Annotated in this window: 10 protein-coding genes; 8 read left to right on the top strand and 2 right to left on the bottom strand. The window is 62.0% G+C overall.

Annotation, left to right across the window (positions count from 1 at the left end):
* The 6 genes from NKJ00_RS14305 to NKJ00_RS14280 all read left to right on the top strand — a co-directional run.
* Positions 1–2,867 (top strand): beta strand repeat-containing protein (locus NKJ00_RS14305; RefSeq protein WP_352630134.1); only part of this gene is annotated, 2,867 nt, incomplete at its 5' end.
* 60 nt (positions 2,868–2,927) lie between these two features.
* Positions 2,928–3,299 carry a hypothetical protein gene (locus NKJ00_RS14300; RefSeq protein WP_352610536.1) on the top strand — a complete coding sequence of 124 codons (372 nt, stop codon included), beginning with the start codon at positions 2,928–2,930 and terminating at the stop codon, positions 3,297–3,299.
* A 31-nt stretch (positions 3,300–3,330) separates the two neighbouring features.
* Positions 3,331–4,089 carry a lytic transglycosylase domain-containing protein gene (locus NKJ00_RS14295; RefSeq protein WP_352630145.1) on the top strand — a complete coding sequence of 253 codons (759 nt, stop codon included), beginning with the start codon at positions 3,331–3,333 and terminating at the stop codon, positions 4,087–4,089.
* 92 nt (positions 4,090–4,181) lie between these two features.
* Positions 4,182–5,381: a type 1 periplasmic-binding domain-containing protein gene (locus tag NKJ00_RS14290; protein WP_502895863.1), complete on the top strand. Its 1,200-nt coding sequence runs from the start codon at positions 4,182–4,184 to the stop codon at positions 5,379–5,381.
* 57 nt (positions 5,382–5,438) lie between these two features.
* Positions 5,439–6,119: a thermonuclease family protein gene (locus tag NKJ00_RS14285; RefSeq protein ID WP_352630130.1), complete on the top strand. Its 681-nt coding sequence runs from the start codon at positions 5,439–5,441 to the stop codon at positions 6,117–6,119.
* Positions 6,120–6,346: 227 nt separating this feature from the next.
* Positions 6,347–7,099, top strand: coding sequence for a GGDEF domain-containing protein (locus tag NKJ00_RS14280; RefSeq protein WP_128305808.1), 753 nt, complete (start codon positions 6,347–6,349; stop codon positions 7,097–7,099).
* Positions 7,100–7,157: 58 nt separating this feature from the next.
* Here the strand turns inward: NKJ00_RS14280 and NKJ00_RS14275 are convergent, their stop codons facing one another.
* Together NKJ00_RS14275 and NKJ00_RS14270 are read right to left on the bottom strand one after the other, a co-directional pair.
* On the bottom strand, positions 7,158–8,705 hold the full coding sequence (locus tag NKJ00_RS14275; protein WP_352610532.1) for a GMC family oxidoreductase: 1,548 nt from the start codon (positions 8,703–8,705) through the stop codon (positions 7,158–7,160).
* A gap of 42 nt (positions 8,706–8,747) precedes the next feature.
* Positions 8,748–9,425: a FadR/GntR family transcriptional regulator gene (locus tag NKJ00_RS14270; RefSeq protein WP_023809939.1), complete on the bottom strand. Its 678-nt coding sequence runs from the start codon at positions 9,423–9,425 to the stop codon at positions 8,748–8,750.
* A 204-nt stretch (positions 9,426–9,629) separates the two neighbouring features.
* Here NKJ00_RS14270 and NKJ00_RS14265 point away from each other — a divergent pair, with 204 nt between their 5' ends.
* Both NKJ00_RS14265 and NKJ00_RS14260 read left to right on the top strand, forming a co-directional pair.
* Positions 9,630–11,258, top strand: a complete 1,629-nt coding sequence (locus tag NKJ00_RS14265) for a GMC family oxidoreductase (RefSeq protein WP_352610531.1) — start codon at positions 9,630–9,632, stop codon at positions 11,256–11,258.
* A 290-nt stretch (positions 11,259–11,548) separates the two neighbouring features.
* Positions 11,549–12,700 (top strand): cupin domain-containing protein, encoded by a 1,152-nt coding sequence (locus tag NKJ00_RS14260; RefSeq protein ID WP_027039500.1) that lies wholly within the window; start codon positions 11,549–11,551, stop codon positions 12,698–12,700.
* The last annotated feature ends 39 nt before the right edge of the window (positions 12,701–12,739 follow it).

Genomic DNA, 12,739 nt, shown 5'->3' with positions numbered 1-12,739 from the left:
ACCAGATCCGGGCGGTCGTCCATCCGACGACGGATCCGAACGAGCCGACCAGCCTGAGCGCCGACGATCTGATCAAGGTGACGGCCACGATCACCGACAAGGACGGCGACAGCCAGTCGGCCTCGGTCGACATCGGCAAGAACCTGACCTTCCTCGACGACGGTCCGACGGTTCTCGACAAGACGGATCTTTATTTCGCCAACAGCGGGACTGTCAGCGGCACCGGCGTCTTCGACTACTCCATCGGTGCTGACGGACATACGGCGTACAGCAGCCTCAATTCGGACTTTTCCGCCATCACTTTGGCTGGCAGTGTGGCTGGGAGCGCAATCACGGCGCCGACCGTGATCTGGGCCTCTGAGACGTCAACAACGGCCGTCTTCAATGTCAGCTTCAACTATCTCACGGGTGGGGTGTCTACCCAGGAAACGGGCACCCTCACGTTCGACAAGGTTGCGGGAACCTACACCGTGGACCTGACCGACCCGATCTCAGCAGTAACGATCAGTACAGTGAGCAATTCGTCCTCTATCGTTGGCTATCAACCGGGATCCTCGACGGTTGACAACAGCCAGCCGGATGTGGCGGTAGCCCAGGTCAATCCAAATCTGTTCATCCAGTTTACCGGCTACGCGGAACCGGGAGCTGGCACCGGGGCTGACAACCTGCAATCGGGTTCGATTGATGGCAATTCGCTTACCTACGTGAACGGAGAATTGCTCACCCAGAGTTCGGCATACGTGTCCATCTCCGGCACAGCAAACGGCGTTGCGGGCGATACAATGGGCAAGGGAGAAGTCATGGACATGGACTTCTTCACCACAAACCCGACTGGATTCACGAATTTGGCCCCTGACGCTCAGGTAAGTTCGATGTTCCTGAAGTTCGATGGCATCGGGAACTCCGAAGACTTCATCGTCATCCTGAAACTCTACGATACGGTTGCCGGCACCTATACGACCAAGGCAATGTTTGTCGAGAACGGCGACATCTTCAAGGGCCCGGGCACTGGTCCGGGCATCTACTCCAGCGTAACGCTCGACAACAATGACGGCCTGTTGATCATCGAATCGAATGACTACAATGCTGCTGGTCAGCACTACGTGCTGGTGGGCGCACAGATCACTCCGACCGATGAAGGCATCACCGGCACAGCTATCAATCTAAACGGTGCGATCGGTGCCGGCGGAGCGAGCACGACGACGCAAAATTTGAGTTCGGATGTCAACGATCTGGGCTTCAAGGTCTCGGACATCGGCCTGGTCAGCACCACGACGACGGCGCAAAATGCCGATCTAACTTTCAATGTCACCGTGAAAGACGCGGACGGCGATACGTCACCGGCACAGCAGCTGGACGTTCACGTTGTCAACGGTGTTACCTATGCTGGCACGGCGGATGCCGAGACCATGCAGGGTACGGCCAATGGCGACACGCTGAACGGCAACGGAGGCGACGATATCCTGCAGGGGTTTGGCGGAAACGATACACTGACCGGCGGTGCCGGCGCCGACACGATGACCGGCGGCGCTGGCGCAGACACCTTCGTGATTGGGGCTGGCGACTCGACGCCCGTCATCAGCGGATCAGGCGACCTCGGCACGATCTCCGGCTATGACATCATCACGGACTTCGTCGCCGGGACCGATAAGCTAAGCCTGCCAGGCACCCTCGTGGCTGCGACGGGCGGCAACGTCGATGGGGGGAACACCACCTTGACGATCGGCGGAGACACGGTTCAGTCCCATTCGGTCACGAATGGCATCGCCACGTTCTTCGGGACGGACAGCTTTACAACACCGTTGACGGTCAACTCGACCGCAAGCTTGGCGGCGGCTGTCCAGTATCTGACGATAACGGATATCGGAAACGCCGGGGCGACGCTCGCCTTCACCGCAACGATAGCGGCGGTGAGCCATACATTTGTCTACACCCAGACTGGTGCAGGTGCCGGCGTGGGAACTCTCGTCGATCTCCAAGGGGTCACGATCGCGAACCTGAACACCCTGCTCACAGGGTCGATCGATCCCATTATCCTCGACCTGAACCACAATGGGTTTGCCTTCTCAGACGTCAGTCATGGTGTTCAGTTCGACATGAATGGCGATGGTGCCAAGGAACAGCTTGCCTGGAACACATCCCATGATGGGATGCTGGCGGTCGATCTCAACCATGACGGCAAGATCGACGATGGCACCGAACTGTTCACGCCGAACTTCGGCGGTGGCAACTTCGCCAGCGGCGCGGCGGCATTGGCTTCGCTCGACAGCAACCATGACGGTGTCATCGACCACAACGATACCGCCTTCGACAGCCTGCTGATCTGGAAAGACGCCAATGCCAACGGCACCAGTGACGCCGGAGAATTGTCACACCTCGCTGACAACGGTATCGTCTCCATCAGCACAGCGGCTACTCCGACTGTCGGCGAAATCGACGGACAGACCGTGACAGGCAACGGAACCTTCCAGATGGCCGACGGCACGACCGGCAACTATGTCGAGGTCGAACTCGACACCTCACTTGTTGCGCCGGCAGAGCAGACCGCCGGCAGCACGGGCGCCGACACCTTCAAGCTTGACAACCTCGACATCAAGGATCTCATCACCGACTACCACGGCACAGGCCCTGGCGGTGAGGGCGACAAGATCGACCTGAGCGCGCTGTTCGACACGGCGTCGGGGGGCAACATCAATGACTATGTGCACTACGACGCCGACACGAAGACACTGAGCGTCGATACGACTGGTTCGGGCAATGCGGCCAATTTCGTGGACGTCGCCGAGTTGCAGAACGCACCTGCCGCAGGCACGATCACGATACTCTACGACGACACGGCGCATGTACAACACACGGCAACGATCTAACGCCATGGCGCACGGCCACGCGACTATGTTATACATCGCTAATATCGAGGGGAGCTCAACATGAAACGTTCTGCAAGACTGCTGGTTTCCGCTGCGACGCTGTTGCTGGCAGTCGGGTCGACGGGGTATGCCGCCGACATCATCGATGGCCCGACCGGCGATTATTGCCGTGTCGTCGGCACGTCCAACCTGGTGCTGAACGACAACATCGTCGACCTCAGGGAGCAGGTGGTGAAGCTGATGGACGAGTCGGTCGCAGCCGCCAACAGTTCGGAGTGGATCAACTCCTCCCGGCCCGTCTTCGTCTGGGCATCGGAAGCCAAGGTCGCCTGCGGCATGGCTTACGGCTACCTCAAGACGAACTACAAGGACGAAGACACCCTCAACAAATGCGAGTGTTTTCACGATCGCATGGTCGAGTACATGCACTGACCGGCTAGGCGAACCACGCCTGTTGGCCATCATGACAGCCGACGGATCCTTCCTGAAGGCGGTCGCGGGCGCGATCGTGTTGCTTGGCTTTGTCCAAACGGTCACGCCGGCCAGTGCCAACTGGCTGGAACGACCGTCCGTGAAACAACGGCTTTCGGCCGGCCTGAAGCAGGCAGTGCGCTGTGATCCGGCTACGGAGTGGACCCGGCAGACATTCAAGGCATTTGCCAGCTGCCAGGCATCGATCTATGGCCTGGAGCCGCTGCTGGCGCATGCGGTGATGGAGATCGAAAGCGGCTTCGATCCCGGCGTGCAGGGCGCCGACGGCGAAGTCGGCCTGATGCAGGTGATGCCGGCGACGGCCAGGATGCTCGGCTTTCGAGGCTCCCTCGACGATCTGAGCGCGCCGGCGGCCAACATCGCGCTGGGGGTCAAATATCTTGCACAGGCCAACAGGCTGGCCGGGGGCGATCTGTGCACCACCGTCATGAAGTATCGCGCCGGGCACAATGAAAGCCGGTTCTCGGCCCTTTCGGTCCGCTACTGCCAGCGTGCACGGGCAATCCTGGCAAGGGAAGGGATCGAAGTGACCGGACCGTTGCCGGTGGCGACATTTGGCTTTGCCGCATTTTCGCCAGGAGGGGAGGAGGGAGCCCCAGCCCAGGAAAAAGGCGTTTGCGTGCGCCGCCTGTTCGGGCCCGGGCCGCGATACATGAAATGCGCCGACTATCGAAGTGCCGGGCAAGCAAGGCAGATCAGGGCGCTCAGAGGCAGGCTTTTCGGCGGCTAAAAGAACTACAGACGGCACTGCAAGTCCGCCGTAACATGCGTTGGAGACCAGACCGGGAACAATATCCGGCGGCACATAGGGGTGGAGCATTCATGGAAGCTGGCCGACAGGTCCACTGTCCGCGGACATGGGCAATCGCCTTGGCGCTCGCCGCGATCTTATCGGGCTGCCAGTCGAAAGGCGGCGTGTCCGAAGTGCTCGATCCGGCGGCGATTGCCGCGCCTGCCGGGCAGAATGGCGCCGCCGGTGCCGGCCCCGTCCAGGCGACCCAGTCGCTGGGCACCGGTTCGACCAAAGTCACGATGCTGCTGCCGTTGTCCGGCTCCGGAACAGCGGGCGAAAACGGCAGGAAGATGCTGGATGCGGCCAAGCTGGCGATGACGGATATTGGCAATGGACTGCTTACGCTGACGGTAGAAGACACCAAAGGCGACAGCGCACTGGCCAGCAAAATGGCGATAACGGCCATAACGACGGGCTCGAAGGTCGTGATCGGCCCGACCGAACTGACGGCAGCCCAGCATATTGCCACGCTGTCTGGATCGAAGCGGCCACCGGTCCTGGCGCTCGCCGATAATTTCGCCGGTGGCGCCGGGGTTTATGCCGTGCTCCTTGGCGAAGCGGACAGCGCCGCCGCGGGCGCCGCGGGACTAGCCGCGAAAGGCAGCAAGAAGTTCGTACTGCTTGTCGCGGATGGCCCAAACGCCGGCGCCATGGAGAAGCGGGTCGCAAACAGCCTCAGCATCTACGGCGCGGCGCTCGCGGTCACTCTCCGATATTCCGCCGGCGACGGCGCCGCGAAGGCGGTCGACGAAATGGGCTCACTCGTGGACGCCCCCGACGCCGTCATTGTCGCCAGCGGCAATGGCAGTCCGTCGCCTGTCCTTGCCGCCCTCAAATCGAAGGGCATTCCGGGAAAGACTATCTCCGTCGTCGGAACGAACCGTTGGCTGGAGCACCCCATGGATCCGCTCTTAGAGGGGGCGTTTATCGCCACGCTCGATCCAAGTGAAACCGGGCCGATCGCCGACCGCTTCAGGACGGCATACAACTATCCGGCTGACGTCAATGTGGCCTATGCCTATGACATGGTTGCCCTGACGGCAGGGATTGCCAGCGCGATCGGGCCTGATGGCTTCAGCAAAAAGGTTCTCGAGAATCCAAACGGCTTTCGCGGGTCGACCGGCCTGTTCCGGTTTCGGGCCGACGGATCTAGCGAACGCTCGATGCCGTTCTATCGGATTGAAAAAGGTGCGCTCAAGCTGGTTGCCAAATCGACGTCGGGTTTCTGACCGGCGCAAATCCCTGAGATCCTGTTCAAGCTGATGGGCAGGCCGGGCCGCAGCCGCTTGGCGATCGCGCTCGGAAGCCTGCTGCTTCTGGCCGGGATACTGCTGATCATTCAAGGTGGCGCGTTGCTTTCGGTCGATCGGCCTGTCCGTGCCCCGTCGCGGGATGTTGACGATACGCAGCCTATCCGGCCGGTTGCCCCGGTAGCCGGCGCACAACGCCTGGAGCCGGCGCGCAAGGTTGCTCAAGACCTGATCGCTCCGCCACGGCTTGATCCCGCTGAGATCGAACGGACCGAGCCCCGTCCGCCACTCAGCGAGCTCGGTCTCGCCGTGCCCCCGAAAACGCCAATGCCTGGGGATTGGCGGGAGGTCTTGCTCTACCGCCCGGTTGCCACATCGTCGGCGATGTTCGAATCCATGGGCCGCAAGGTGGTCATCAGCGGAGTGCGAGGCATCGATCTCGACAGCTCCTGCTCGTTTCATGACGTCACCTGGCCTTGCGGCCTGCGCGCACGCGCCGTTTTCAATTCCTGGCTGAGGGGACGCGGGCTGCACTGTTTCGTACCTCCGGACGTCGAGCGTTTAGCCGTCGCCGCGCCATGCAGGCTAGGCAAGCAGGATGTTGGCGCCTGGCTTGTCTCCAACGGCTGGGCCACGGCGCTGCCGAGCGGCATCTACGGCAAGGCGGAGGCGACAGCCAGAAAGGCTGAGATGGGCATATTCGGCCCGGCACAATAGCCTGCCATTCAACCCTGATGCTTGTCTGTTCACCGCCACGGGCGCAGCTTTGCGTCTGTCTTTTATGCATGTCCTTTTCCCAAAGCCGAGGTCATGCATTGGGAGCAAGCCGATTTCGTCCGCAGCCTTGATGGGGTCATCGCGCAATCGATTAAATTGCAAGGTTCCTTGAAACTGAAATTGCAACACACCGGCCCTATACCAGCCCATCCACAGGAGATCGGCCAGTGACAAAGACTATGGCGAGCACCACCGACCAGGCATGGAAAGGCGTCGCTTTGCTGACGTTTCTGGGAACCACTGCAATCCTGGGCGTTTCCGTCGGCCTCAATTATCTGCTCCTGTTCTCCGAGGCGCTGACGCCATTTGGGCGCAGCATGATCACGGCAATCCTGTTGCCTGTTGTCCTTGGTGTTCCGCTTTTTCTGTTCGTTGGATTGAAACAGATCGAGCTTCGTCGCTATCGCCGGGAACTCGACAAGTCGGCAACCTTCGACACCACGACCGGCTGCCTGAACGGAGCGGTCTTCACGTCGATGGTCGAAAAAAGAACGGCAAGGCCGTCGGTGCCGGGGCCTAAATCGGGCGCCTTCCTGGTCATCCATTCGGAGCATCTGCGGTCCATCAACCTGCGCTTTGGTCTTGAATGGGGCGATCAAGCCTTGCGGCTCATAGCCTCGACCATACAATCGTCGGTGCGCGCGGAGGATCTGGTTGGACGCATGGGAACGTCGATGTTCGGGGTTTTCCTCGCCGGTGCGACCGAAGCAGAAGCCAGGGAAATCGGCCAGCGTATCGAGGCGCGGATCGCGCAAGTCTATTTCGCGCCAAAGGGGACCGAGGATGCCCTGACCGTCAAGGTCGGCGGCGTGGTGTTCGAAAACCAGGTGGAGTTCGCGGACATGTTCCGGTCCGCCGAGCAGCGCATGGCCGGCGTCCAGGACGGAGCCGCGTTTGAACTGACGCATCTCCATAGCTGACATTCTCCGGGAACCAGAGCCATTCGGAACCCAGGGGAATTGTCGGACGCGGCCGCGGTTACGCTGACGACGGGGTAGCCCGTGAAGACGCCGCCCAGGTTTCGGCTACGGCGACGATCGCGGCATTGATCGGTCCGCTCGGGATCGCCGGCATCACCGAGGCGTCGACGACAAAGGCATTGTCGAAGCCGTTCAGCCGCAAGTCAGGATCGACGACGGCCTCAGTGTCACGACCCATCCGGCACGTGCCGGCCGGATGGTGATGGGTGGAAGCAGCCCTGGCAATGAAAGCATCGAGTTCGGCATCGGACTGAACCGGGGCGCCTGGCAGGATCTCCATATCGCGCCATTCGTCCAGAGCCGCATGATGGCCGACCATGCGCGCCCGCTTCAACGCCATCCTGAATGTCGCGCGGTCGTGTTCGGTTTCGAGATAATGTGGGTCGATGACCGGCGCATCGTTGCGGCCCGGCCCGCTTGGTGTGATGCGCCCTCGGCTTGTCGGATGGGTGACGCCGCACAGGATGGTAAAGGCGGAGCCATAGGGCGGGGTCTTCAGGCCCTCGGCCGCGGACGGGGCGACGACGCAGGCGAGCACGATATCGGGACTTCCCGTAGAGCGGGTCGGATCGTCGCTGTGCAGATACATCAGCGATTCGGAGTGCTGCAGGCGGGAGGGCGGCACCGGCTTTTTCGTGCTGTAGACATTTCCGAGAGCCAGCAGATGATCCTGCAGGTTGCGGCCCACATCGCCCCGATCGGCTAGGCAGCGTATATCAGCCTGCTTCAGCGTATCGGGACAGCCAATGCCCGACCGCATGAGGATGAGCGGCGTGGATACGGCGCCGGCGCAAAGAACGATCCGGTCGGCGGAGAGTGTTCCGGTCTCACCCCCGCACACCACGCTCACGCCCGTGATCTTGTGGCCGTCCAGCACTAGATGCTCGACCTCGTGGCCGGCGAGCAAGGTCAGGTTCGGCCGCGCCATGACCCGCGGCGGCAGATAGGCGTCGGCGACGCTCAGGCGCTTGCCGTCACGTATATTGAGTGAATTGGGACTGGTGCCGACCAGTTCGCCGCCGTTGTGGTCGCTCAGGGCGGGAGCGCCCAGGGATCGCCCGGCGGCGATGTAGGCACGCACGACCGGACTGACCTCGGCGTCCGGCAGATAGACGTCCAGCGGGCCGCTCTTGCCGCGTGTCGGCGCATCGAAGGCGGTGAAGGCTTCGCTGCGGATGAAGCCCGGCAACAACCCCCGATAGGACCAGCGCTCGCCACCGGCTTGTGCCCAAGGTTCGAAATCATCGGGATGGCCGCGCACATAGGCCATTGCATGCAGGCAGCTCGAGCCGCCGACTATCCTGCCGCGCGGCCATTCATGGACGCGGTCGGCAGTGAAGGGCTGGGGCACGGTCCGGTAGCTCCAGTCATAGGCGCGGCCCTGGAGCATCGTCCATTTCAGCGGATCGGCGATGTCGGGATCGGCCGGCATCGCCCCGGCCTCGATGAGGCCGACCTGGCACGACCGGTCTTCACTGAGCCGGCTGGCAACAACCGAGCCTGCGGATCCCGCGCCGATCACCAGCACGTCGAAATGACGTTTCAATTTGAAATTCCCCGCACAGGCTCGATGTCAGAGGTGATACGATCACGCGGCAAAGGCGCCGGCGTTCGACCGTTCCATGATCTGTCTCTGCACGGACAAAAGGTGCGCGCGCATTGCGGTCTCTGCCGCTTCGGGATCGCGCTGCGAGATCGCTTCGGCGATCAGGCGATGCTCGCCGTCGCGGTGGGCGATCCGCTTGGGGCAGGTGGGTGCCGCGGTGCGCGCAACCTTCACCCGCGCATCGACACCGACCTGGCGCAGCATCTTGTAGAATTCCGCGGCAAGGTGGTTGCGGGCCGCGGCGACGATCGCGAGATGGAAAGCGAAGTCGACCTCACCCGACGGGGCGTTCTCAGGCGTGGTTGCCGCGTCGAGGATCCGCGCCGTCTCGAAAGAGGAGGCGCGCAGCGACGCCAGTCGGGCAAGGCCCGGCTCCATGATCAGGCGCAATTCCAGGACCTCGATCGGATTGGTTACCCTGACCAGTTCCTCGCCATATCTCGGAAGGGCAGTCGGCGCCCGCCTGGCGCGCGCCGGCTTGAGGTCGCCCGAAAGGCGCAGCACTTCAAGCGCCTTGCGAAGCTGATGGCGCTTGACGCTCAGATGTTCCGCAAGATCGCGCTCGGACGGAAGCTTGCCGCCGCCCTGCTGCAACTGGCGGACCGCGGCGATGATGTCGTCGAGATCCGATGGTCCGACCTGCGGCTCGAATGCGCTCAAAACCAAATCTCCTGTCCGATCGGCAGACCGCCGACTCAACGTCCCGACATCATATTGTGACACGAAAACCTGTTCGACGGCACTCAACCAATTCAACCAATCTACAACTGTACGCAATGGTTGACAACACCAGTTGCGCAATGGTTGACTGCCCATGTCGACGGTTGCCATCGCGGCGGACCGTCTTTCTCCCGAGGATCACGCATGCCGGCTGACGAAACCTTTGACTACGTCATTGTCGGTGCGGGATCGGCCGGCTGCGTGCTGGCGAACCGGCTGAGCGAAGACCCTGCCGTGTCGGTGCTTCTGCTGGAGGCGGGGGATTGGGACCGCGATCCGATGATCCACATCCCGCTCGGCTGGGGCAAGATCCTGACCGAACGCCGCCACGACTGGATGTATTTCTGCGAGCCCGAGGCCAATGTCGGCGGGCGCAAGGTCGAATGCGCGCGCGGCAAGGTCATCGGCGGCTCTTCCTCCACCAACGCCATGGCTTATGTGCGCGGCAATCGCGGCGACTATGATCGCTGGGCGGCAAGCGGCCTGACGGACTGGTCGTTCGACAAGGTGCTGCCCTACTTCAAGAAGCAGGAGCGCTGGGAAGGAGGCGAAAGCCGGTATCGCGGCGGCAGCGGGCCGCTGAACACCCAGTTCTGCCGCTACAAGGACGAACTGATCGATGCGTTCGCGACGGCCAGCCGTGATGCCGGATATCCGCAGACCGACGACTACAACGGCGCCATACAGGAAGGCTTCGGCCGCCTGCAGATGACAATTGCGAACGGCCGCCGCTGCTCGACCGCGACCGCCTATCTGCGGCCGGCTATGCGTCGCGGCAACGTCAAGGTGCTGACCGGCGCGATGGCGACGAAGATCCTGCTGAAGAATGGGCGCGCAACCGGCGTTGCCTACACCAGAGGCGGGGCGAGCCATGAAGTTGTGGCGCGGCGCGAGGTCCTGCTTGCCGGCGGCGTCATCAACACGCCGCAGCTGATGATGCTGTCAGGCATAGGCGACAGCGGCGAGCTCGCGGCGCATGGCATCGAGACGAAAGTCGATCGTGCGCAGGTCGGCAAGAATTTGCAGGACCATGTTTCGGTCATCCTGATGTATCGTCGCAAACAACCGGGACCGTTTCTCAAGATGATGCGGGCCGATCGTATCGGGCTGGATTTCGTCAAGACCTATCTCACCGGAAAGGGCTTTTCGGGAGATGTGCCTGGCGGCGTCGTGGCATTCCTGAAGAGCGACGCAAGCCGGCCGTTGCCGGACGTACAGCTGCTTTTCACCGCCGCACCGCTTGGAGCATGGCCTTACATGTCGCCGTTCAAGGCGCCGTTCGCCGACGGCTTTGCGACCCGTATCGTTGCCGTGCAGCCGGAGAGCCGCGGCAGCGTCAGGCTGGCGTCCAGCGATCCGGTCGCCGCGCCCCTGATCCATCAGAATTTCCTGTCCTCGCAGCGCGACTGGCAGTCGCTTCGCGCCGGCTTTCGTGTTGCGCGCAACCTTGCCAGCCAGCCGTCCATGGCTCCGTTCGTTGGTGCGGAGTTCTTCCCCGGCCCGAAATGCGAGAGCGACGAAGAGATCGACGAGCATATCCGCAAGACCTCGATCACCGTGCATCATCCGGCCGGCACGTGCCGCATGGGCGTCGATGCGGCATCGGTGGTCGATCCGGAATTGCGGGTGCGCGGCATCGCCGGACTTCGTGTCGTGGACGCCTCGGTCATGCCCGACCTCGTCTGCGGCAACATCAATGCGGCGGTCGTCATGATCGCCGAAAAGGCCGCGGATCTGATCCGCAGCCGCGCCCAACAGAGCGTGGCGGCCTGACAGAGGCGGCCGGAATACAACCAAAGTCTTTTGGTTGAGATTGAAAACTGCGTTGGTTGGACCGTCATGTGCCTCCGCCTGGCCGTGACGAGGCGGCTTCATGCCCTGATTTCAAGGCATATTTCGAGCATTCTTGGGCTATTTCTGCCTGTTTCTGGGCATTTGCCTCTCAAAAATGCACCTCAACCAAAAACTTATAAAATTCGCAATTTGGGTATTGTCGCGCAAAACCAATGCGAATACGGTTGAGTTGGTTAGAAGTATTTTCTTCGTGACGAGAGGTGTCCGATATGTCCCTGGCGCAACCAGCTAACGATGTGCTCACCAACAAGAAGGCAGCACTCAAGGGCCTCTATGACGCCCTCTACGCAAAGAACATGTTTCCGTTCTGGGCGACGTCGGAAGGCGTCGATCATGACGAGATCAAGCAGCTGATGGCGACGTCGAAGGCCGTTCCCTTCGTGTGGTCCTATTCGGACATCGAGCCGCTGCTGCAACGCGCCGCCGAACTGGTGACCATGGACGACAGCGAGCGCCGCTCGCTGATCCTGGTCAATCCTGGCCTTGCGCCCAAGCGTGCATCGGTCAGCACCATGTACACCGCCTACCGCCTGAATGATCCCGACGAGATCATGCCGCCGCACAAGCACTCGCCGAGCGCCATCCGCTTCGGCCTGACCGGCAAGGGCAACTTCACCGGCGTCGAGGGCGAAGACGTGGTCTTCGGCCCCGGCGACATGGTGCTGACGCCCAACGACGCCTGGCACAATCATGGCACCGTCGGCGGCGAGCAGGCGGTCAACCTGTCGGTGCTCGACCTGCCGCTGGTCGAAACGCTGCACGCCGTCCATTTCGACCACAAATACACCGAGATGGTCGACGGCAAGGAAGTCGAGAAGAAGGTGCAGACCGCCCGCTATCCCGGTGACTATTCACAGCGCATCTATGGCGAGGGCGGCCTGATGCCGCGTTTCGTCGACCACAAGCGCGGCGGCGGCCTGTCGTCTCCGATGTATGTCTATCGCTGGGAGAAGATGGAAGCGGTCCTAGACGCTCACAAGGATTGGGATGGCGACCCTCATGAAGGCATCGTCATCGACTATGTCGATCCGACGACCGGCGGACCCGTCTTCCACACCATCAATTTCTACGTGCAGATGCTGCGCCCCGGCGAGAAGACCTTGCCGCAGCGCGAGACCGCCAGCCTGCTCTTGGCGCCGTTCCGCGGCAACGGCCATTCGATCATCGACGGCAAACGATATGACTGGAACCAGTTCGACACCATCGCCATACCCGGCGGTTCCTGGGTCGAGCATGTCAACGGCTCGTCGAGCGAGCCGGTGATCTTCTTCGGCGCCACCGATGCGCCGACGCAGAAGGCGCTGCTCCTCTACAAGCGCTGGGGCCGCAACCAGGCCGGCGATCTGCTCCGTCTCGTCTAGTTCCCATCCTACTGCCCCGCCGCCCTTGGCGGCGGGGAC

It is taken from the genome of Mesorhizobium sp. M0227 (genome assembly GCF_040321855.1).
Classification (GTDB): domain Bacteria; phylum Pseudomonadota; class Alphaproteobacteria; order Rhizobiales; family Rhizobiaceae; genus Mesorhizobium.
Note: the sequence above shows the minus strand (reverse complement) of the source record. Positions and strands in the feature narration are given on the sequence as shown.